The sequence below is a fragment of the Roseateles sp. GW821-FHT09G03 genome (assembly GCF_059416045.1).
In genome coordinates this window covers 1452821-1474535 of the sequence record NZ_JBWKOK010000001.1, presented here as the reverse complement: position 1 = coordinate 1474535, position 21715 = coordinate 1452821, and the positions used below count along the sequence as shown (strand labels likewise).

The window sequence follows — 21715 nt, the reverse complement described above, 5'->3', positions numbered from 1 at the left end:
AAGGGTCAACTTGCCGGCAAGCGGCCGCCCGACGTTTGACATGGGAGGTCATACGATACAGGCCATGCGTCGCTCGCTCGGCGAGCCATTGCCCTCGGCACACGAACGAGTGCAGTCGATACGATGTGGCAGGCGTAACCTTCGGCAGGTCATGGCTCGGCCATGGCACCCGCGAATGCACGACCGTGCCCTGCGCCCTGCAAGGCGCTTTGGATTCGAAGACTGACCAGGAGACAGGCATGCTGACGCAAGCAATCCAAACCGACCTGCAAGCCAAGCTCACGGGCGAAGTCGTCAAGCTGGTGCGCGCCAAGGTCACCCCGGACCAGCGCGAGGCGCTGGCGGACTTCGTGCAGAGGTACTTCGGCCAGGTCGACCCGGAGGAACTGGCCGAGCGGCAGGTGGCCGACCTCTACGGCGCGGCCATGTCGCACTGGAGCTTCGCACGCAAGCGCGACCTCGACCATGCGCGGGTGCGGGTCTTCAACCCGACGATCGCCGAACATGGCTGGCAGTCGACCCACACCGTCATCGAGATCGTCAACGACGACATGCCCTTCCTGGTCGACTCGGTGACCATGGAAGTCAACCGCCACGGGCTCACGCTGCACCTGATCATCCATCCGTTGGTGGCGGCGAATCGCGATGCCGACGGCACGCTGCGGGGACTTGCCGGTGACGGCGGCGGTGTGCGTGAATCGTTCATCCATGTCGAGGTCGACCGCATTTCCGAGCCGGCGCGGCTCGATGCGCTCGCGGCCGACGTCACCCGCGTGCTCGGCGACGTGCGATCGGCGGTGGCCGACTGGCAAGCCATGCGGCAGCGCATGCTCGACATCGTCAATGACCTGCTACGACAGGCGCCACCGCTCGCGGCCGAGGAACTGGCCGAGGGCCAGGACTTCCTGCACTGGCTGGCCGACAACCACTTCACCTTCCTGGGCTACCGCCGCCACGAGCTGGCGAGCGTCGACGGACAGGACGTGCTGACCGTCGTTCCGGATTCGAGCCTCGGCATCTTGCGCGGGATGGCCGCGCTCGATGCGGTCGCCGCCTTTGCCGCACTGCCGCCCGAGGTGCGCGCGCAGGTACGCCGGCCCGAACTGCTGGTGGTGACGAAGTCGACCGCGCGCTCCACCGTGCACCGGCCGGGCTACCTCGACTACGTGGCCGTCAAGCGCTTCGGTGCCGACGGCACGGTCTGCGGCGAGGACCGCTTCCTGGGCCTGTTCACTTCCAACGCCTACAGCGCTAACCCGGCCGAGATCCCGCTGCTGCGGCGCAGGGTGGCCGAGGTGGTCGCGCGCGCCGGCTACACACGGGGCAGTCATGCCGGCAAGGCCTTGATCAACATCCTCGACACCTATCCGCGTGACGAGCTGTTCCAGACCAGCGGCGACGAACTGCTGCAAACCGCTGTGGGCATCCTGCACCTGGGCGAGCGCCAGCGCTTCCGGCTCTTCGTGCGGCGCGATCCGTTCCAGCGCTTCCTGTCCTGCCTGATCTACGCGCCGCGCGAGCACTACACCACCGAGCTGCGCCAGAAGTGGCAGGCGATCCTGCTGCAAGCCTTCAATGGCAGCGGTTCGGAGTTCAACGTGCACCTGTCGGAATCGGTGCTGGCGCGGATCCAGATGACGGTGCGCACCCAGCCGGGGAAGATCCCGGCATTCGACGTGCGCGAACTCGAAGCGCGCCTGGTCTCGGCAGCGCGGCGCTGGGACGACGACTTGAAAATGGCACTGATCGAAGCGTCGGGTGAAGCCCGTGGCGTCCAGCTGCTGCGCCAGTTCGGCAGCGCGTTTCCGGCCTCCTACCGGGAAGAGTTCGACGCCCGCGCCGCGGTGCCCGACGTCGAACTGATGACCCGGCTCACCGATGCCGAACCGGTGGGCATGAACCTGTACCGCCCGCTCGAGGCGCCGCCCGGCAACCTGCGGTTCAAGCTGTTGCGCCGGGGCGAGCCGCTGACCTTGTCGGCCAGCCTGCCGATGCTCGAGCACATGGGCATGAAGGTGCTCGACGAACACCCCTACCGCATCGCGCCGCAAGACGCGTCGCCGATCTGGATCCACGACTTCGGGCTGGTGTCGAGCCTCGCCGGTGCCGAAGTCGAGGTCGACACACTGCACCAGGTGTTCGAGAACGCGTTTGCCGCCGTGCTGCGCGGCGATGTCGAGGACGACGACTTCAACCGCCTCGTCGTCGCGGCGCGCCTGCCTGCCGAGCAGATCGTGGTGCTGCGTGCGTATGCGAAGTACATGCGGCAGATCGGCTTTGCGCTGTCGCAGTCCTTCATCGAGGCGACGCTGGCGGCGCACGCCGGCATCGCCGGCCAACTCGCCCGGCTCTTCGAGCTGCGATTCGACCCGGCCGGAGGCGCGGATGCCGAGGCCCACGCCGCGGAGCAGGTCAAGGCCATCACGGCCGCCCTCGAGCAGGTCGAGAACCTCTCGGAAGACCGCGTCCTGCGCCAATACCTGGCGCTGATGCTCGCGACGACCCGGACGAACTTCTGGCGCCGCGACGCCGCAGGCCGGCGGCGCAGCTTCCTGTCGTTCAAGTTCGATTCGTCCAAGGTGCCGGGCTTGCCTGCGCCGAAGCCGATGTTCGAGATCTTCGTCTACTCGACCCGCTTCGAAGGGGTGCACCTGCGTGGCGGCCGGGTGGCGCGCGGCGGTCTGCGCTGGTCGGATCGACCCGAAGACTTCCGCACCGAAGTGCTGGGCCTGGTGAAGGCGCAGATGGTGAAGAACACCGTCATCGTGCCGGTCGGATCGAAAGGCGGCTTCGTGCTGAAGAAGGCGCCACCGGCGAGCGATCGCGAGGCCTTCATGAAGGAAGGCGTGGCCTGCTACCAGGACTACCTGCGCGGCCTGCTGGATATCACCGACAACCGCGTCGGCGACAAGATCGTCCCGCCGCCGCAGGTCAAGCGCTACGACGAGGACGACCCTTATCTCGTCGTCGCCGCCGACAAGGGCACCGCGACCTTCTCGGACTACGCCAACGGCATCAGCAAGGAATACGGCTTCTGGCTGGGCGACGCGTTCGCGTCCGGCGGCTCGGTGGGCTACGACCACAAGGCCATGGGCATCACCGCGCGCGGCGCGTGGGAGTCCGTCAAGCGCCACTTCCGCGAGATGGGGGTCGATACGCAGACGACCGGCTTCACGGTGGCGGGCATCGGCGACATGTCGGGCGACGTGTTCGGCAACGGCATGCTGTTGTCGCGCCACATCCACCTGCTGGCGGCATTCGACCATCGCCACATCTTCCTCGACCCGCAGCCCGATCCCGAGAAGGCATTCGTCGAACGCGAGCGACTGTTCAAGCTGCCGCGATCGTCATGGGCCGACTACGACGCCCAACTGATCTCGGTCGGTGGAGGCGTGCACGCGCGCAGCGCGAAGTCGATCCAGATCACGCCCGAAGTGCAGCGTGCACTGGGCATCACCGCCAATGCGATGACGCCGACCGAGCTGGTCAACGCCATCCTGAAGGCGCCGCTGGACCTGGTCTACAACGGCGGCATCGGCACCTACGTGAAGGCCTCGGGCGAAAGCCATGCACAGGTCGGGGATCGCGCCAACGACGCGCTGCGCGTCAACGGCAGCGAGCTGCGCTGCAAGGTGTTCGCCGAGGGCGGAAACCTGGGCTGCACCCAGCGAGGCCGCATCGAGTACGCGCTCGCGGGCGGGCGCATCAACACGGATGCGATCGACAACTCGGCCGGGGTCGATACCTCGGACCACGAGGTCAACATCAAGATCCTGCTCGGCCTGGCCGTCAGCGAGGGCGAGCTCACCGACAAGCAGCGCAATGCGCTGCTGCCGGCAATGACCGACGACGTCGCCGCGCAGGTGCTGCGGGACAACGTCTTCCAGACCCAGGTCCTTTCGGTCACCGGCCGCATGGCGCCCCAACTGCTGGACGCGCAGGCGCGCTTCCTTCTGTACCTCGAGAAGGCCGACCGGCTCAACCGCGCGATCGAGTTCCTGCCGTCGAACGAGGAGATCGCCGACCGGCGCGGCAAGGGACAGGGCCTGACCAGTCCCGAGCGCGCGGTGCTGCTCGCCTACAGCAAGATCTGGCTCTATGACGAGTTGCTCGGCTCGACCTTGCCCGACGATCCCTGGGTATCGACCGCGCTGGAGCGCTACTTCCCGCCGCTGCTCCAGGAGCGGTTCAGCAGCTACATGCAGCGCCACCCGCTCAAACGCGAGATCATCGCCACGCATGTCACCAACAGCATGATCAACCGGGTCGGCAGCACCTTCGTGCACCGCCTGCTCGAAACCACCGGCGCACGCGCCTTCGAGATCGTGCGCGCGTACCTCCTGAGCCGGGAGATCTTCGGCATGGTGAGCCTGTGGCAGGGCATCGAGGCGCTCGACAACAAGGTGGCCGACGAGATGCAGTCGCGCATGCTGATCGACACCAGCCGCCAGCTCGAACGCGGCACCAAATGGTTCCTGCGCTCGCACCGGCTCATCGACGACATGGGGGTCACGATCGAGCACTTCACGTCGAACGTCACCAAGCTCGCCGCACGCCTGCCGCAACTGCTCGACGCCGACGAACGTGCGCGCGTCGACGCCGCGGCGGCCCACTATGTCGCGGGCGGCGTACCGCGCGAACTGGCCGAACGGGTGGTGACCTTCGGCACGCTGTACGCCACGCTCGACATCGCCGAGATCGCGGGCAGCGCACGCTGGCCGGCGGAACTGGTGGCTGCGATCTACTTCGATCTCGCCAATCGCCTGGGAATGCCGTGGCTGCGCGACAAGATCACCGCGCTGCCCGGCGACCAGCATTGGCAGATGCTCGCCAAGGGCGCCATGCTCGACGACCTGTGGGGCCTGCAACGTTCGATCACCGGCGCGGTGCTGGCTGGCGGCGGCGACGGTGAATCGCCGGCCGCACAGGTCGAGGCTTGGCAGACCAACAATGGCCGCACCATCGAACGTGCGGCGCAATTGCTCGGCGAGCTGCGCGCGGTGCCGGCGCCGGATGCGGCGATGCTGTCGGTGGCGTTGAGGGAGTTGCGCGGTCTCACCTAGTCGCGAGGTCACTCAGCTGCGCTGCGATGCTGACATCAGCGCCAGGCTGGAGGCGGAAGCCCAAACGTCGACGATGCCGTCGATGAATGACGCGCCTACGGCCGGTCCATGAAATACCGATGGACGGCACGCACGCCATCCAACCAACGCTGCTTGCGAGCGTTCTTGTTCTCTGCGATCTTGCGAGCAATCTCAGCTTCGCTGAGACCACGGAAAGCCTCCGCGCTATAGGTTCCGCCCTCGAACCAATCGAACTCCGCGATGCTGCCAGGCGGGTTGGCAGACTGCTCCCGCATCACACGGACAACTTCGTCCGGGACCCAATGCATGAAGCGCTCAGGCGGAGTCTGCGCTGCTTCATGGAACAGGAACGAGGCGGCCCCGTCAGGTCTCCCGCCGTAGTCGATCAGGTTGCGTATGTGCGTTTCAAGAGACGTCTCTGAGGACATCTGCACATGATAGGTCGAGCGGTGCAAGCTGATTGTCGCGCGGCACCGAGCCAAGGAGTTCTTCCGCCCGTGGAGGCAGCGCTTGTGACGCCCACTCCATACGGGCCACTGCAGTTGCATGGGCCATCGTGAGACAAAGATGTTCGCTTCAGGCTGGAAGCGGTCGTCCGTCTTCAACAGTTGGCGACTCCTCGCCCGAGCATCACTCGTCGTCCATCGTCAGCCAGTAGCCCACAGAAAAATCATCAATGGCCACTAGGAGCGAGTCGCGGGAATGAGGGGTCACGGCATGCCACCCAGTTCCTCCGTCGGAGGTGTTCGACAAGCATTTTGGATTTCGCAGCTTGGAAAAGAATGCGTCGATGACCGGTGTCAGCACGGCTTCATCGACCGAGCGATGGCAGTAGAGGCGAAGCTCTTCCTGCAACATTCGACGAAGTTCGAGGCGCGCCTGGCTCAAATCGACCTCACGCAACGACTGGTTCAACCCGCTTAGACGCTCGCGCCGACCCCATTGCGCCGCTTCGTTGGCGTCCCGGTTCAGAAATGCTTCGACCGCAGTCAGGTCGCGCCCGCCCGCCGTGTTCGGTCCTCCATCGAAAACGAGGTAACCGTCCGACCAGAGCTGGGATTGCTGCTTAAGCAAAGCTAGTACTTCGTTGAACATTCGTGATTCTGAAGAACGAACTGCGTCGAGTCTAAGGGGCGAGTAAAACCGGAGGTCCGCAGCCGCTGCAGAGCGGAATTCCGCTCCCGCTTGAAAGCGACTCTCGAAGGAGTCGTGAAGGCGCCATGAAGCGCTGCCCGCGAGCGCCCTTGGCGCGCGTGACGACGCAGGTGCCGAATCTCGTTCGTCACCTGCGTGCGATTGAGCGCGGCCAATGGCTTGATGCCGCCGACGCACCAATATCGCAAGTCCGCGGGATTCGTGAATGTCGTTCCCCCGCCGCCTTCCGGCGGGGGCTCCTGGATCTGGAACATCACGATGGAGAAGAACGCGCCTCCCGACGTGAGAGCCCGATGATCGCCACAGATCCTGCGGTGCCACCGACACGGCCTTGAATGATCGCGATCTCGTCGGGCGTCCAGGGTCACTTGCCACAGTGGCCGTAGCTCTCCAGCAGCGACGCCCAGGTGCCGTCCGCGTCAAAGCCTGGCACCAGCGCGTTGTCCATGGGATTGGCCGCGGTGAAGGCCTTCAGGCCGTGCAGCACCAGGTAGCGTGGCGCGTAGGTCGGAGGTCCGATCCGCCCGAGGACCTCGCAGAAGGCCTGCGTGGCCTCGGGCTTGGCGATTCGTTTCTGCACCTTCTCGATGAAGAACTCGCGCTGCCGCGGTGTGAAGCCGGCGCTGGTGTTGATGATCAGCACCTGCGGGCCGCCGCGCACGCTGGGGTCGTCGATGCGCCGCGCGTCGAATCTCGAATAGATGCCCGCGACGCTGAACATCAGGGCGGCATCCTCGGCGCGGCGTTCGTCCAGGCATTTCAGGAAGCCGGTGTGCAAGTCGGGCGGTGTGAACGAGGCCTCGATCTGGTCGCCGCGCAGGCAGGGCAGGTCGCGCGTGGGCGCCAGGCTGCCCTGCAGCCTGGCCCGGGTCACGGTACCGTCCTGCTGCGCCATCAGCGGCGGACGTTCGACCGCGGCGGCGGACGCGGCAGCCGCGCGGGCGGCCGCATCCCGTGCGGCCGCGGAGGCGGCCATCGCCTGCAAGCCCGCGTTGAACTGGTCTCGCTCTTCCTTGCGCTTGGCCATGAAGGCGCTGTCCTCGGCCGTGACGAGCAGGACCGGCGCACGCGTGGTGGCGGGCTCGGCCTGGACCTGGTCGTCGCAGGCGCGCGGCATCAGCACGCCGGATCCACCAGCCTCTCGAGAGGCGGACAGCACGCGCTGGCCGCGCAGGGCGACGCGGATCACCTGGCCGCCCCAGAACTCCCTGTCCGGCGGGCAGGCGACGGGCAGGATGGCCAGGAGTTCCTCGGAGGTCGGCACGCGCCAGCCGCCGGGCTGCGCCGCGGCGTAGGCCTGGGCCTCGGCCAGCGTCATGGGCTTGGCCTCGCCCTGGCACGTCGGAACGCGGTCCTCGAGCCGCTGGCCTACGAGACAGCGGGTCCACACCAGCCTGGACTTGCGATCCCGCGCCATGTCGCCGGCAGTCTCGACATGCGAGACGCTGGACATCCATCTCGAGAACGGCGTGTCGGGCCCTCTCGCCGGACGGAACTCCATCATTCCCGGCGGCACCGGAGCGGACGCGGACGACGTGCCGGGTGCCGGGGCTTGAGCCCGGCTCGGCGTGGCCACCGTCAGCGCCACGCCCAGGGCCAGGAGGAGCAACCGGGACGTCACCGCGCTCACTCCTTGCCGTCGGTGCGAATCGTGCGACCGGGCAGCAGCAGCCGCTTCTCGATCGTCCGGCCGGCGAGCGCGGGATTCTTCGCGATGGCCAGCTCGATGTCCCGGGAGAACCGGTCGCGGATGACGAACGCGGTGCTGGACGAGCAGGCCTTGGGCATGAACACCTCGCCGCCGTAGATCAGTTCGCCCGCGCCGATCTCGACGACGTAGTTCGGGGTGACCGTCGGGACGTAGTAGGGATTGGCCAGCCAGGGGCGAAGCTCATACCGGCCCGGCGGCAGGGCCATGGCATTGATGGTGCCGTGATGGTCGGAGAAATCACTCTTGTGGATGTAGACGTCGACGCCGATGAGGTCGGTCGAGTCCGGCGTGGATCCGGTCTTCGCATCGACGATCTTCAGGAAGGTCGACATCGAGATGCAACGTTCGGGCGCACCCGTCGACAGGACCAGCACGCCCTTGTCCTTGCCGTTCAACGCTGCCGCCGGCAGCCGGTCCGGGCCCGTCCGGTTGTCCATGCTGGCGCATCCCGCAAGCAGGCTCACTGCCAACAGGGCTGCCCCGGTCCCTCGATTTCGCTCGATCATCATCGCTTCCCCCCATTTTTGGTGGCGGAAGCGTAGCACCGAGCGCGCATCAAGTAGGACGACCACTGCGACCCAAGCCGTTCACGATGACGCACCGGGCCCCAGGCAGAATCCGGACAAACGGGGCGAGCCCGGCGTCAAGCCGGCCGGGAAGCCCATCTTGAGGAATGGAGCAGCATCAATGGCACTGACGAAGAAGGGCGAGTTCTGGTACGGGACCACGTCCGGCGACACCCAGGCGGAACTGCGCAGCTACAGCGTGGCGAATCGCCATGAGGCTGTCCGGTTTGCCACGTCCAAATGCGAATGCGGATGCCGGACCTTCGCGCTGCAGACGGATGAAGAAGCCGGCGTGGCCATCCGCACCTGCACTGACTGCGGGCAGGAACACCTGATGGGCGACAGTGAGGACCACGTCGCAGAAGCCGCGCCTGAGACGCACGAGTGCGTGTGCGAGAACGAGGTGTTCGAGCTGGTGTCCGGCGTCTCCGTGTACGAAGGTACGCATGACGTGCGCTGGTACTACATTGCGTGCCACTGCGTGGAATGCAACCTGGTCGGGGTCTTCGCAGACTGGAAGTGCGAAGCAGGTGATGCGGCGGCCTTCCTCGCCAAGGTCTGAGCACGACGTCGTCGCGCTTCAAGAGACAAATCAGAGGTCGTCGGGGGACTACCGAGCGGCGCTATAACGGAAGCTTGGACACGCGGCCCGGGTGCCGGCACAGAACCCAAGGGCCTCGCCAAGTAGACGAGCAGCCGATGCGGCGTCTTTGATTCCCATCACCGGCGCTTGGTCGATGTCCGCCTCGCAGCCGATGCCAGATAGAACACCTGCCCGAAGGAGTTCCTCAAGTGCATTGAGCAGCTCATCCAACGCTGGCCATGGGTACTGCCGCGTGGGGTCCAGTGTTGGCGTCAGGCGAATCGTGACGCTACCTTGAAGATCTTCAGAGGCCGTTCGGCCAATCAGGACTGAACGGTAGAAGCAAAGCTCCTCATCGGTTGGGCCGAAGGAGGTCTCAAATGGAGCAAAGGTGACTTCGGGAGCCTTGTTTGGCAGGGTTGCCCAGAACGAGTCGGGAGCGCGCGAGTATTCGAGCGAGTTCATCGCGCGATTCTGCCCGTCGCAAGGTCTGCTTCCGCCGTTGAAAGCAGTCGCTCGTAGCTACCTCGAGGTCGTGCCGCCACAATGGAGTCTCGTCAGCTCCTTCCGCAACATGATGCTCATTTCGCTGGCAAAGAGGTTTCATGCCGAGCACCTCGAGGTCAAACTAGGCGCTCCCCTAGGAGCCAGTGCCGCTGAAGTCGTCGCGCTGGAGCGGACCATTGGCTTCACCTTGCCGCAGGCCTACAAGGAATACCTGCTTTGGATGGGCAAGGACCATCACGGAATTTTTCGGGGTTCCGGCTGGTTCATGGGAAACGTGATCGCTAACAGGACTGTGCTCAGGAACCTCCTCGAAGAGACCGGCAGCGCCTATCAACTCAAGAACACCGACGTCGTCTTCTTCAGCCATCAGGGGTACATGGCAGCCTGGTTCGATGCGGAGTCCGCAGAGGTCGATCCTCTTTGCCTGTACGTTGATGACGGCGATCCGGAACCTCGTGCGCAAGGCTTGTTTTCCGAAGTGCTGCTGAACGACATGAGAGGACTGGCTTCTGCGATCTAGCCAATGGGATCACCCATGGAATCATCGTCCTTTGTCATCGACTTTCACCCGCACCTCACGGAGGTCAATTGGCGGCCGTTCATGCTTGCCGTCGGGACAGCGGGAGCGACCAGTCACTGGCACGATTCCCACCAGGTCGAACTAACCTGCGTGAAACGCAGTCAGCTTCAGCATGTGGGTTACATCGTTTTCAGGGTCTGCCAGCCTCGCCTTGGCAAGGAGATTGGCGTTACCGGCCTGGCAGAGAATCGAGCCGGTGCTTACACGGATGCTGGCTTTCCGCGCTAGACCGAAGTCCGCTTCCGCTGCTTCCGAGACCCATCGGCGATGGGGCGAAACGCTCAGCGCGAGCTTCGGGCCAGGTCCGTGATCAACAGCGGGTTGCTCGCCGCGAGTTCGGCCGCGATCTCGCGCGCGGTGCGGCGCCTGGCCTTCAGGTCCTCCACCTCGGCGGAGGTGATGCCGACCATCTGAAGGAAATCGACGCGGCCATGGGGCGTGTCGATCGAGCCGAGTTCGGGATCGGTGACGAAGAGCAAACCGACGATGTCAGTGTCGGCATCGCTCTCGATCGGTCCGTTGGCCGGGATCCAATGCCCGTCGGCGAAGACGTTGTGTGAACTGAAGACATAGCGGGCCAGGTTCTGCTGCAGGTTGATCGGCCAGATCAGGTTCGCGATGTCCTGACCGGTGTCGCGCAGGCGGAACGTCAGTTCAAAGCCGTATCCGCTGACCTCGTCGCCAACCCTGTCCTCCTCGTAGTACAGCGCGCTGAAACCGTAGGTGCAGATGTGGAAGTGCGGCACGCCGCCGGCCTGGCTTCGATAGACGCTCACGCCATCGATCGGATCCTTGCCGCCCAGGCGGTGCTTGATGACCGTGCCCCAGTGCTGCGGCGCCTGATCGCCATACACGCGAACGAGGCGTTCATCGATGGCCTGCCAACCGGGCGCCGATTCGTCGCTGCCGCCAAAGCGGGCCTTGTACTCGTCCAGGGTCATGCCCTTCCTCCTTGTTGGAGCGAAGATTCTAGAAGCCTGTGGATGCCCGATTTGATGCGCCACAGCGGCCGCATGCAGTGCGCATCGGGCCAGGAGTTTCCGTGGAGAGGCCGGAAGTGACGGCCCGGATGAGGGTGAATGGCGCTTCCGCTTCAGGCTGTGAGCAGACCTTGAGCGCTAGGGCAACTGAACCGGAAAGCTCCACGACAGAGGTGGTCGCAGTTCAATAGCTCGTGTAGCCTTCTTCCCTCATTCGGATTCTCGCCATGCCTTGGGTCAAAAATTTCAGCGGGTTCATGGACTTCTTGTCGCTGGTCATCGTGCATGCTCCCGACAGTTTTCCGAACGAGGACTATCTGAATGACGATGAACAGCTCACGCTGGACAGTGCATTCAAGGAGCTTCGGGAGGGAATGGCATTCGTCGAGCCAAGGCTAGCAAGCGGCGCGACCCTAGTTTGGTTGCAAGACCAACTCGAGCGCGCTTTAGCCTTGTACCGACAAGGTGACGACATAGCGGGCGCTCACCTGCTGCAAGACTTTGAACAAAGAATTTTCAGCGAAACTCGTTCAACGGACCGGCGTTGATTCTCAGCTCTGCCGGCCAACGACACGGTGAGGACCACGCTTGGATAGTGCCGTTGGCCGCGAGCGCTAAATGTCCTCTTCCGCCGGCGTTCCCACCTCCACCTCAAATGCAAGGACATTCATGAGCGCACTCCAAGCGGCAGGTCTGGCGCAGGAACTGGTTGCCCTTCTGAAGAAGCAAGCTCCGAGTGGCACGCTAGGTCTCTTCATGAATTGCGAGTTACATGAAACACCTGGTGGGATGACGAACAGCCACGACGTCTTCGCCGTTGTGAAGCGACTTTTCGGCTCAGCACGACGCGTTGAGATTCGAATGGACGCGACGACTGCGACGACGCTGAACGCGCTGGCGCGCGACCACATGCAAAGGATGGGCAAGTCTTTGTTGGTGATCGACCTGTTGGTTCACCTGGATGGCCACCACCAGCTCTTTGTCGACGCTGGCCCGCCGCGACGGCTGGGGGTATCGGGCGATGACTTCTTCAAGTCTAAGCACATCGAGTACGCGCATCTGGCGCCTTGGTTGGCGGAGATCGAGTAGCAGCCTCCCTCAAGGGCGGTCGAGGCAGCCGCGATCAGTCTATGGGGAAGTCCGCTTCCGCTGCATTGCTGTCGCGGCTTCAGGCTGGAAACGGACATCAGCTCTTGCGGACCGGCGCGCTCCAAGGTGAGCTGTCGCATCTCCGCCTCATCGCCAACGATCCTTCACGGCATTGCTTCACGCGGACACCCGGAAGGTGGACTGCCTCCCTCCGAGGTCGGTTGTCGCCACAGCTCCCAATCTTTAGGGTGCGGTCTGTACCGATTCAAGAAGGCCAGGGAGGCCCGATTTCCGATGTTGTTGAACGTTAGACCGCGCGTGTCCACGCGCCTGCTGGGCGGCGCCATGTTGGCACTGCTGTCGATGTCGGCATTCGCCGCCGAGCCCGAAGACCTCAACGCCGCGATGCTGAGCAAGATGGACTGGCCCGATGGCCGTCCGTTCTTCGGTTGGGGGGCGTTTCAGAAGAAGGCTGTGGAGGTATGGAACGCGTCCGCCGGACGCTCGTACACCGAGCTCCCGTCGCCGCCCAGTCCCGATCGCAGCCGCATCCTGCACCGTTCGATTTCCGAGCCGCGCCCGGTTCCCGCGGCGGCGCTCGCCGTGCTGAAGTCCGCGACGCCGGAAACCGGCTGGTTCGAATATTGGGTGAAGACACGCGTCGAGCCCATCAACGGCGCCAGCGCCAAGCGCATGTACTCGACGGCCGACCGCCGCCTGGTGCGCTGCGAGCCGGCATTGATGGTCGGTGCCGCCAAGCTTCACTTCGCGTCGCTGGATGCGACGGGCGAGTCGTACTACACCACCGCCAACTACGGCAAGGCGGAGCGGATCCCCGCGGCGACGATCGGCATGAACGAGCAACTGCGCCACGAGTACCGCACGATTTGTCGCCCGGTGCTGGCGGCTGCGTACGGCGCCGATCAGGTGGACGCGCGCGTCCAGGCCAATCTGGCGCCGCCCAAGCCCACCGGACTCGTGTCCTCGTTGACGCCCGAGCAGCAGCTGAAGCTCATCGCCGACATGCGCGCGCTGATGAAGCTGCCGCCGGCCGAGCCGGCGACTTCCGGTGCCGTCGCCGCCGACATGCCGGCAAGCGCGGCGTCGTCGGTCGAGGCGGTCGCTGCGCCGCCCGCCGAAGCGCTCACGGCCGCCGGGTCCACATCCGCATCGGCCGGCGCGGGCGAGGCGAGCGCTCCGGCGTCCAGCACCGCACCGGCCGAGCCGTTGCCGCTGGGCAGCGCGAAGGCGCGCCTGCGCCTGTTCGCGCAGAACGGCACGGCGGTCAGCCTGACCAACGAGGCCTCTTGCGTCGCCCCGGGTGGCATGGGTGGCGCGAGCTCGAACTTGCTGAAGAATCTGGCGTCGGCGATGCACGTGGTCTCCAACGAAACGCTGGGCATGCCCGAATCCACTACGACGCGGCGCCTGTCTGAACGCTCCGGCGTGACTTCCAAGGCGTATTTCATGGAGCGGGCAATCACCGCGGAAATGCCGGTTTCCGTGGACTTCACATTCGCCGCCAACAACCAGACGTGCCCGAGCGTCGCGGTGAGTTTCGTGCCTGAAGCTGGCGGGGACTACGAGAGCAAGCTGGACGTCGGTTATGGCTACTGCTTCGTGAGCGTGGGACGCATCACCCCGTCCGGCGCCGTAGTGCCGGTGCGCGTGACGTCGGCGCCGGAATGTCCGCCGGAGAAGTGATTTCCGCAGGGCGAGCTTGATCAGTCGGCGGGTCCGTCTGTTGGTCCTTCTTTCGGATGCGACCGTTGCGCCATCAGGCGCTTGCGGACCGCATAGATGTTGTTGCGCAGCGCGTAAAGCTCTTCGGCATAGGACAGCGGCACCGCAATGCGGTGGGTGACGCGGTCCAGCTCGTCCAGCTCGTCGAGCAACGCCTCGCGTTCGCCCGTGCCGGTTTCCAGCTTGGCCTCCACCTCGCGCAGCCGCGCGTACCAGCGGAACACGCGCGAGCGCACGCGGAAGGTGTAGAGCGGCGGCACCACGCGCGACAGCGGCAGCATCAGCACCAGCAGGCCGCCGACCACCAGCCACATGCGTTCCAGCAGATTGCCGGCCCAGAAGGGCAGGTAACGCGCCCAGGCCGGCGGCGTGCCGTTGATCGCGCGGTCGCCCTCGGCGCTGACCGGCAGCTCGCTGGTGCGGGTGTTGGGGAAGTCGCGCGCGCCGTTGAACCAGCCGGCCCCGCTGTGCTGGCCCAGCGCCGCCTGCGCGAACAGCTGGCGCAGCGCAGGGTGGGTCTGCTCGCGCGCCAGCAGGGCGGTGGTGGTGGCCAGCAGCGGCACGTCGTGCGGTGGCAGATCGGCCGCCAAGTCCACCACGCCGCGCGGCAGCGTCACCGTGGACAGGAAGGGCAGGTGGCGCGAATAGGCCTCGTTCTGCTCGAAGGCCATCAGCGCGATGGCCGGGTCGCGCAGCAGCGCGCGGATCAGGCCGGACTGCGGCGCCGAGATCAGCACCGTGGCGTCCAACTGGCCCTGACGCAGCGCCGCGCCGGCGGCGTCGGGCGCCAGATTGGACAGCCGCAGATCAGTGGGCTTCAGGTGGTTCAGCGCCAGCAGCTTCTCGACGATCTGCGGGACACCGCTGCCGTCCTGGTCCACATTGACCCGCAGGCCGCGCATTTGGTCCAGGCGCTGCAGTTCGCCGCCGGGCTGGCGGCGCGCGATGCCGAGATCGCGCCGATAGAAGATCCAGATCGGCTCGTAGAACAGGCTGCCCAGCGAGACGATGCCGGCCTCGGTATCGGCCACCGGATCGGCCATGCCGCCGCGCACGAAGCCCACATCGGCCGTGCCCGCGCGCAGATGGGCCAGATCGTCCTGCGCGCCTTCGCTGGCGATCAGCGCCACCTGGATGCGCTCGCGCGCCAGCACCTTCGCATAGCCCTCGCCGAAGTTGGCGTAGGCACTGCCGGCCGGGCCGGTGGCCAGGCGCACCTGGCGCGGCGGCTGCGGATCCAGCCACCAGTAGGCCGCGACCAGCAGACCGCCGCCGAGCAGCAGCAGCGGTCCCATCGAGACCAGCATGTCGCGAACGGTCTGCACCAGCAGGCGCAGGCTGCGGGTGGCATGCCATTGCTGGATGGGGGTCATGGCTTGCCGTCCTGGGCGGGCCAGGTCCGGGCCGGCGCGTTGCAGGGGCGCTCGCAGTCCTGGGCACCCGCATGAGGGGAGGCCGCAAGGGTGAGCTTGATCGTGATGCCGAGGCGTCGCATGGGCTGGGTCTTTGCCGATGAAGGACCGGCCCATCGTATTCGAGGCGTGCTGGTGGGACTGTTACGTCCGCTGTCGCTCCAGGACTCCCTTTCTCTCGTCGGAGGGCCGTTAGAAACGGTCGCCGTCGGGCTCTCTCCTCAAGGCAGACGTACTCGAAGCGTGCGGAACGTCTGCCGCGTCTTGGCTGCTGAACCGCATGCCGCGGCAGCTTGCGTCGACCCGTCATCGCTCAGCAGGTCGACGTCCTTCGAGTCGGCGATCGGGACCAGGGCCTCGGCATAGAACCCCGACGGCAGTTCGGCCTGCAGGACTGGCGCCGCCTGCGGACTTCCCGACCAGAGGAACAGCGCAAATGTCCCCGTGTCTCCCACCGGCCCGGCGACGATCAGATAGTGATCCCCCACGCGATCGATGCTGCGAACGCCGCGTCCCGCGAGGTCCAGCAGGATGGGGGTGTCGAACCGGGCGCGGCTGCCCTGGACGACGGCGGCCGGGTTCTTGAGCGGCACGACAGGGGCCTTGCCTGCAATCAACGGATTGCGGAACCCGATCAGCAATCCGCTGTCTCGCCAGGCGGCCAGGCCCTCGATGTTGAGCCCGCCTGGCTGCTCGGGAGGCATCTTGGCCGCATCGGCGAGCTTCAGATCGCGCAACACCTTCGCCTTGATCATGTCCTCGAGGAGCCCGGTGTAGGGGCGGCCGTGAGGGACGAGGGTCGGTGTCGAGGTCGAGGTCGACCGGGACACGGTCGTCGCGAAGAACTGCTTGCGCCACTCCCGCGGCTTGCCTGACTTCGGAAGGCTGTGCGAGGAAATCCAGTAAACCACGTCGCCCACGCGGGCCCCGCCTTCGATGTCCGAAGCCTTGTCCCCGGTCTTCAGGAACTTCGCCAGGTCAGCAGGCTTTCCGACAGGCTTGGCTTGTCCTCTCGCGTAGACGAGCAGGGTGTTGCACTCGTCCTCCGCAACCGCGAAGTGGCGCTCGTCGAGCGCGACGGCCGCGGACGCTTCGGCCATGCCGGTGTAGGAGTCGCCTGGCGCTGGTTGCGCGAGGCATGTCATGACTGGAGCCACCAGCGCCAGTACCGGCCACGATCTCGTCCAGCGAACCCGATGCAGACTCATCGACCCTCCCACAATCTCGAGCCCGTATTCGTCCGCGCGGTGGACTCGGGGTGACCATAGGCCGGGAGAAGACCTCTGTCATCCCATGGGTGTACGACGACCGGCCCCACGTCATGTGGGGCTCACGCACCTCGCCCGCTCAGCGCCGGACCTTCCCATCCTCCGTCAGGATCGTCATGTCCACATACCGCGACCCGGCGTGCTTCTGCCCCGAGAAGCTGAGGAAGAAGCCGCCCAGGTCGAGCTGGCTCTGCGCTTCCAGGCCGCTGATGATGTTGGACGGCGACGGGTCGTTGCCCGCGCGGCGCAGGCCTTCCACCATCGTCTTGGCGGCGATGAAGCCTTCCATCCCGGTGTAGCTCGGCTCCAGCTTCGCCGCCTTCACCCGTTGCAGGTATTCCCCCGCGATCGGCGTCAGGCCCGAGAACGGGAAGGGCACGACCTGCGACACCACCACGCCGCGCGCATCCTTGCCCAGCTCCGCCGCCAGCGCCTGCGCGCCGACGAACGAGAAGTTGTAGAAGTTGCCCAGGAAACCGGCCTTGCGCGCGCCCCGGATGAAGGCCGCACAGGACTTGTACGCTGCCACCTGCACGATGCATTCGGGCTTGCCGGCCATCACCGCGGTCAGCGCCGCCGCCACGTCCACGGAGTTGCGCTCCACCGTGCCCTGCGACACCGGGGCCAGGTTGTGCTGCTTGAGCGCCGCGGTCACCGCCGCCAGGCCGGCCTGGCCATAGGCGTCGTTCTGGAAGAACACCGCCACGCGCGTGATGCCCACCGAGTTCAGCTGCTTGACGATCTCCGCCGCCTCGTCGTTGTAGGACGCGCGGACGTGGAACAGGAAGCGGTTGAACGGCGTGCGCAGCGCCTCCGCGCCGGTGAACGGTGCCACCAGCGGGATCTTGGCCGCCGTCAGCAGCGGCAGCGCCGCCAGCGTCGTGGGCGTGCCCACGTAGCCGAACAACGCGTTGACGCCGTCCTCGATCAGGCGCCGCGTGTTGGCCGCGCAGCGCTCCGGCTCGTAGCCGTCGTCCATGCTGCGCAGTTCGATGCGCTTGCCGTTCACGCCGCCGCGCTGGTTGACCTGGTCGAAGACCAGCATCGCGCCTTCCTTGAACTGCTCGCCGAGCTCCTTCGCCGGGCCGCTGAAGGGCGCGGACTGGCCCAGCAGAATGCGCGAGTTGTCGGCGAAGACAGGCAGGCTGCTGGCGCCCGCGAGGGCTGCGAAGTTCTGGAGCAGGTGACGGCGGTTCATGAGGCTGACTTCCTGGCGCTTTTGGAAAGGCGAGGATCTTCGGTGACGACATTGACCGAATCGCTATGCAATAACCGCAACCCCGGATTTTCCCGGGCGATCGTCGACTACGTCACGACCGCTTCATCTTGAAACATCTGGCCCCCAAGTCGGGGATTGCCGCCCCCAGTCGCTTCCCGGCTCCGGCCACCGGAGTGTCACGACCCGCTGGAAGGATGCTGCTGGAGGTAGGCGGCGTGCAGCTCGTCCGCCCACTTGCGCAAGGACTGCCCGATGGCCGTGTACTCGTATTCGTTCAGGTTGGCCAGCGAGGCGCGCGCCGACGGCCGCGTCGCGCCGAAGCCCCTCCCGGGCAGCAGCACGATGCCGGTGTCCTCGGCGACGCGGAACAGCAGCTCGCCCGTCGACGACTGCTGGACGGCCCATGCGGCGAACGCCGGTCCGTACAGCTTCGTGGCGATGTCCTCGACGTCCAGCAGCGTGTAGTAGTTGACCGAGAGCGGATCGTGCGCCAGCTCCACCCCCAGCGCGCCATGCAGCGCCTTGTCACGCCGGCGGATCAGCTTCTTCAGGGCCGCCTTGTAGGCATCGTGCTCGTCCATCATCGCGAAGAGCGAGAACAGCGTCATCTGCACCTGCTGAGGCAGCGAGAGCCCCGCCGTGTGGTTCAGCGCCACCACGCGGCTGTCGGCCACCATGCGGTCGATGAACTTGAAGCCCCCGACGTCGACGGTGACGGACTCATAGCGTCGGTGCAGGCGCTGCCGCTCGCTCTCCGGCGCCCGTGCCAGCGCGGCGTCGAAGATGTTCTGCTTGTGCATCGCGACCGCACCCAGCCGCCAGCCCGTCGCCCCGAAATACTTCGAGTACGAGTACACCAGGATGGTGTTGGCCGGGCAGGTCTTGAAGACCGACTGGAATTCGTCGGCGAAGGTCCCGTAGACATCGTCCGTGATGATCATCAGGTCCGGGCGCTCGTTCCTGACCAGCGCCTGGATCCGGTCGTGACTGCGGCGGTCCAGGCAGACCGAGGGCGGGTTGCTCGGGTTGATGCAGAAGAACACCTTGACGGCGGGATCCTTCAGCTTGTCGAGCTCGGCGTCGGGGTACTGCCAACCCGCCTTCGGGTCGGCGTTCAGCGGCACGATCTCCAGCGAGAACTGCTCCAGCTGCGGGATCTCGATGTACGGCGTGAAGACCGGCATCCCGATCGCCACCTTGTCGCCGGCCTTCAGCAGCCCGTTGCTCTGCAGGCTGTTGAAGATGTAGGCCATTGCGGCCGTGCCGCCTTCCACCGCGAAGACGTCCATCTCGCCGGGCGAGATGGTCGATTGCGTCATCTCGCGGCTCAGGTAGTGGCCGACGATCTGTTCGGCGACGCGAAGCATCCGGCCCGGCACCGGGTAGTTGCAGCCCAGGATGCCGTCGACCATCTCGTGCAGGTAGGCCGTCGCGTCCAGCCCCAGCTGGTCCCGGACATAACTCAGCGTCTTGCCCAGGAAACGCACGCCCTCCTGGTCCTTGTGCTCGCTGACGAAGCGCTCGAAGCGGCCCTCGATGCCCTCGATGCTGGCCAGGCCGCCGACGCCCTGCGTCATGTAGGAGTAGGACAGTTCGGACTCCGCCGCGGCGAACAGGCCGAGGCGGAAGAACGCCCGGCGCGGCGTCGTGGCGAGGAAGTTCGGATTGCCGCGCCCCGCGTTGAGCATCGCGCGGTTGCTCTTGCCGGAAGAGGCCAGCTTGATCAGCTCGTCCTTGAGTTCGAAGGGGCTCAGCGACGCGAAGTTCTTCTTTCCGTTTGCGGTCATGACAGCTGTCTCCAGTGAGGCCTCAGGCGAAGGCGATGATCAAGGGCCCCAGCAAGGTCAGGAAGACGTTGGCCAGGGCGTAGGTGATGGCGAAGGGCACCGTCGGCACGTTGTTGCCGGCCTTGTCGAGCACCTCGCCGAACGCGGGGTTGGCGCTGCGGGCGCCGGTCAGCGCGCCCGCGAAGACGGCGACGTTGTCGTAGCGCAGCACGTAGCGGCCGATGACCATGGCGATCAGCAGGGGGATCACCGTGACCAGCACGCCCAGCAGGAACAGCTTCAGGCCCTGGTCCATGATGGTGTGCACGGCCTGCTGGCCGGACTGCAATCCCACCATCGCGACGAAACCGGCCAGTCCCAGGTCACGCATCAGCGCGGAGGCCGCCGTGGGCAGGTTGCCGGCGGTATGCCGGCGGCTGCGCCACCACCCGAAGAGCAGACCGCTCAGCAGTGCGCCGCCGCCGCTGCCCAGGGTGATGGGCACGGGCCCCGCGCGCACGACCAGCAGGCCGATCAGCAGGCCCACCGTGATGCCGAAGCCGTGGAACACGAAATCGGTCTTGTCGCTGGGCACGATCACGGGCCCGACCGACTGCGCCGCGCGCTGGATGTCGGCGCTGGCGCCGAAGAGGGTGACGAGGTCGCCGGGCAGCACCACTGTGTCCGGCCGGATCGGCACCGGCGACCCGGCCCGCAGCAGGGCCAGCGCATAGACCCCGTGGCGCAGGCCTTCGGACAGGTTGGCGATGATCTCGCTCACCGGCCGGTTGAGGAACTGCGGGTTGGCGATGGACACGTCGCGCTTGACCATCACCAGTTCCATGTCCCCGGTGTGCGGCTCTTCCTTGCCGATCACGCCGGCCTGCGCGACCACGGCGGACCGCCGTCCCACGAGCAGGATCAGGTCGCCGATCGCCAGCGCCATCTCGCCGGTGACGCCGATCTCGGCGCTGTCGCGCCGCACGCGTTCGACCGTCACCGCGCCCACCGGTCCGCCGTTCTCCACGGCCTTCACGGTCAGGCCCTGCTGTGTGATGCGGATGACCCGGCCGACGATGTCCGGCAGCGCGCTCGATTCGTCGGCCGCGTACAGGCGCATGCCCTTGAGCTGGGCCTGTTCGGCCTGGAGCGCGTCCTCGCCGATGCCGCGCTTCATGAACCATTGCAGCAGGTTCACGCAGACGATGATCGCGCCGAAGGAGCCGAAGATGTAGGTCACCGCATACCCGATGGCCACGTTGGCCTGCATGGTCTGGGCGGCTTCGGGGGTCAGGCCGAGCTTGTCGATCGCGGAGCCCGCGGTCCCGATGATGGCCGACTGCGTCAGCCCGCCCGCGGCCAGGCCCGCCGCCAGCCCCTTGTCCAGATCGAACACGCGGGCGATGACCAGCACTGTCACCAGCCCCGACAGCGCCACGACCACCGCCATCGAGATCTCGCGCAAGGACTGGCGCCCCAGCGAGCGGAAGAACTGCGGGCCGCTCTCGAAGCCGACCGCGTAGATGAACAGCGCGAACAGGATGGCCTTGATGCCGGAGTCGATGTGGACCCCGACCTGGCTGATGGCTACGGCGGCCAGGAGGGAGCCGGCGACGCCGCCCAGCTGGAACGAGCCGAACTTGAACTTGCCGATCCAGTAGCCCAGGGCCAGGGACAGGAACAGCGCGAGCTCGGGGGATTGGTGCAGGACGGATTGGATGAACGCCACGCTGTCTCCCTGGTTGTGAAATACAGCCTAACAACGGGTCGCCACAGGCGCGATACCCCCTCATGGGCGATTCCGGTGACAGACAAGGCGGGGTACTGGGGCCATGGGGTCAGGTGTGGCCCGACGGGGCGGACCGGGTGCCTTGCGCGCCATCTTTATGAGATCTTGATACCCGGGCGTCCAGCTTCTACAGCCCCTTGACGCGCCGGTTCCTAGAGTCCATCCATCCCATCCCGCCCTCAATCGAGAGGGCATGGGACCGTAAAAACATGGATGCACTCTTTCTCGGATTGAGCGTCGTGCTGTTCCTCGTGGCGGTGGGC

At 66.0% G+C, this 21715-nt stretch carries 17 protein-coding genes; 6 read left to right on the top strand and 11 right to left on the bottom strand.

Features of this window, described 5'->3' with window-relative positions; genetic code table 11:
- Positions 1-239 precede the first annotated feature (239 nt).
- Positions 240-5063: an NAD-glutamate dehydrogenase gene (locus AC07OZ_RS06555; protein WP_495466341.1), complete on the top strand. Its 4824-nt coding sequence runs from the start codon at positions 240-242 to the stop codon at positions 5061-5063.
- A gap of 95 nt (positions 5064-5158) precedes the next feature.
- On the opposite strand, the gene AC07OZ_RS06550 is transcribed toward AC07OZ_RS06555, so the two are convergent.
- The 4 genes from AC07OZ_RS06550 to AC07OZ_RS06535 all read right to left on the bottom strand — a co-directional run bounded on the left by AC07OZ_RS06550 (position 5159) and on the right by AC07OZ_RS06535 (position 8387).
- A complete protein-coding gene (locus tag AC07OZ_RS06550) occupies positions 5159-5539 on the bottom strand; it encodes a hypothetical protein (protein ID WP_495466340.1) in 381 nt (126 codons plus the stop codon).
- 175 nt (positions 5540-5714) lie between these two features.
- Positions 5715-6179, bottom strand: a complete 465-nt coding sequence (locus AC07OZ_RS06545) for a hypothetical protein (RefSeq protein WP_495466339.1) — start codon at positions 6177-6179, stop codon at positions 5715-5717.
- 424 nt (positions 6180-6603) lie between these two features.
- Complete coding sequence (locus AC07OZ_RS06540; protein WP_495466338.1) at positions 6604-7860, bottom strand: hypothetical protein; 1257 nt, start codon at positions 7858-7860, stop codon at positions 6604-6606.
- 5 nt (positions 7861-7865) lie between these two features.
- Positions 7866-8387, bottom strand: a complete 522-nt coding sequence (locus AC07OZ_RS06535; protein ID WP_495466337.1) for a hypothetical protein — start codon at positions 8385-8387, stop codon at positions 7866-7868.
- Between the two features lie 250 nt (positions 8388-8637).
- Between AC07OZ_RS06535 and AC07OZ_RS06530 the strand changes: the two genes are divergently transcribed.
- Positions 8638-9078, top strand: coding sequence for a hypothetical protein (locus AC07OZ_RS06530; protein ID WP_495466336.1), 441 nt, complete (start codon positions 8638-8640; stop codon positions 9076-9078).
- A gap of 48 nt (positions 9079-9126) precedes the next feature.
- On the opposite strand, the gene AC07OZ_RS06525 is transcribed toward AC07OZ_RS06530, so the two are convergent.
- Positions 9127-9564 carry a hypothetical protein gene (locus tag AC07OZ_RS06525; protein WP_495466335.1) on the bottom strand — a complete coding sequence of 146 codons (438 nt, stop codon included), beginning with the start codon at positions 9562-9564 and terminating at the stop codon, positions 9127-9129.
- Positions 9565-9601: 37 nt separating this feature from the next.
- On the opposite strand from AC07OZ_RS06525, the gene AC07OZ_RS06520 reads away from it, so the two are divergent.
- A complete protein-coding gene (locus AC07OZ_RS06520; RefSeq protein WP_495466334.1) occupies positions 9602-10126 on the top strand; it encodes an SMI1/KNR4 family protein in 525 nt (174 codons plus the stop codon).
- A gap of 341 nt (positions 10127-10467) precedes the next feature.
- Here AC07OZ_RS06520 and AC07OZ_RS06515 read toward each other — a convergent pair whose 3' ends face one another.
- Complete coding sequence (locus AC07OZ_RS06515; RefSeq protein WP_495466333.1) at positions 10468-11127, bottom strand: suppressor of fused domain protein; 660 nt, start codon at positions 11125-11127, stop codon at positions 10468-10470.
- A gap of 266 nt (positions 11128-11393) precedes the next feature.
- Between AC07OZ_RS06515 and AC07OZ_RS06510 the strand changes: the two genes are divergently transcribed.
- The 3 genes from AC07OZ_RS06510 (at position 11394) to AC07OZ_RS06500 (ending at position 13959) form a co-directional block, all read left to right on the top strand.
- Positions 11394-11714 carry a hypothetical protein gene (locus tag AC07OZ_RS06510; protein ID WP_495466332.1) on the top strand — a complete coding sequence of 107 codons (321 nt, stop codon included), beginning with the start codon at positions 11394-11396 and terminating at the stop codon, positions 11712-11714.
- 121 nt (positions 11715-11835) lie between these two features.
- Entirely contained in the window at positions 11836-12255 is a 420-nt protein-coding gene (locus tag AC07OZ_RS06505) for a hypothetical protein (protein WP_495466331.1), read from the top strand.
- 294 nt (positions 12256-12549) lie between these two features.
- Complete coding sequence (locus AC07OZ_RS06500; RefSeq protein ID WP_495466330.1) at positions 12550-13959, top strand: hypothetical protein; 1410 nt, start codon at positions 12550-12552, stop codon at positions 13957-13959.
- Positions 13960-13979: 20 nt separating this feature from the next.
- Here AC07OZ_RS06500 and AC07OZ_RS06495 read toward each other — a convergent pair whose 3' ends face one another.
- The 5 genes from AC07OZ_RS06495 to aspT form a co-directional block, all read right to left on the bottom strand.
- Positions 13980-15371, bottom strand: a complete 1392-nt coding sequence (locus AC07OZ_RS06495) for a TAXI family TRAP transporter solute-binding subunit (RefSeq protein ID WP_495466329.1) — start codon at positions 15369-15371, stop codon at positions 13980-13982.
- 260 nt (positions 15372-15631) lie between these two features.
- Positions 15632-16510 carry a DUF3616 domain-containing protein gene (locus tag AC07OZ_RS06490; protein ID WP_495466328.1) on the bottom strand — a complete coding sequence of 293 codons (879 nt, stop codon included), beginning with the start codon at positions 16508-16510 and terminating at the stop codon, positions 15632-15634.
- A gap of 247 nt (positions 16511-16757) precedes the next feature.
- The gene (locus tag AC07OZ_RS06485; RefSeq protein ID WP_495466327.1) at positions 16758-17876 is read right to left on the bottom strand and encodes an ABC transporter substrate-binding protein; all 1119 of its coding nucleotides are present in this window, start codon (positions 17874-17876) and stop codon (positions 16758-16760) included.
- 197 nt (positions 17877-18073) lie between these two features.
- Positions 18074-19684: a bifunctional aspartate transaminase/aspartate 4-decarboxylase gene (locus tag AC07OZ_RS06480; RefSeq protein ID WP_495466326.1), complete on the bottom strand. Its 1611-nt coding sequence runs from the start codon at positions 19682-19684 to the stop codon at positions 18074-18076.
- Positions 19685-19706: 22 nt separating this feature from the next.
- Entirely contained in the window at positions 19707-21392 is a 1686-nt protein-coding gene (gene aspT / locus AC07OZ_RS06475) for an aspartate-alanine antiporter (protein ID WP_495466325.1), read from the bottom strand.
- Positions 21393-21715 lie beyond the last annotated feature (323 nt).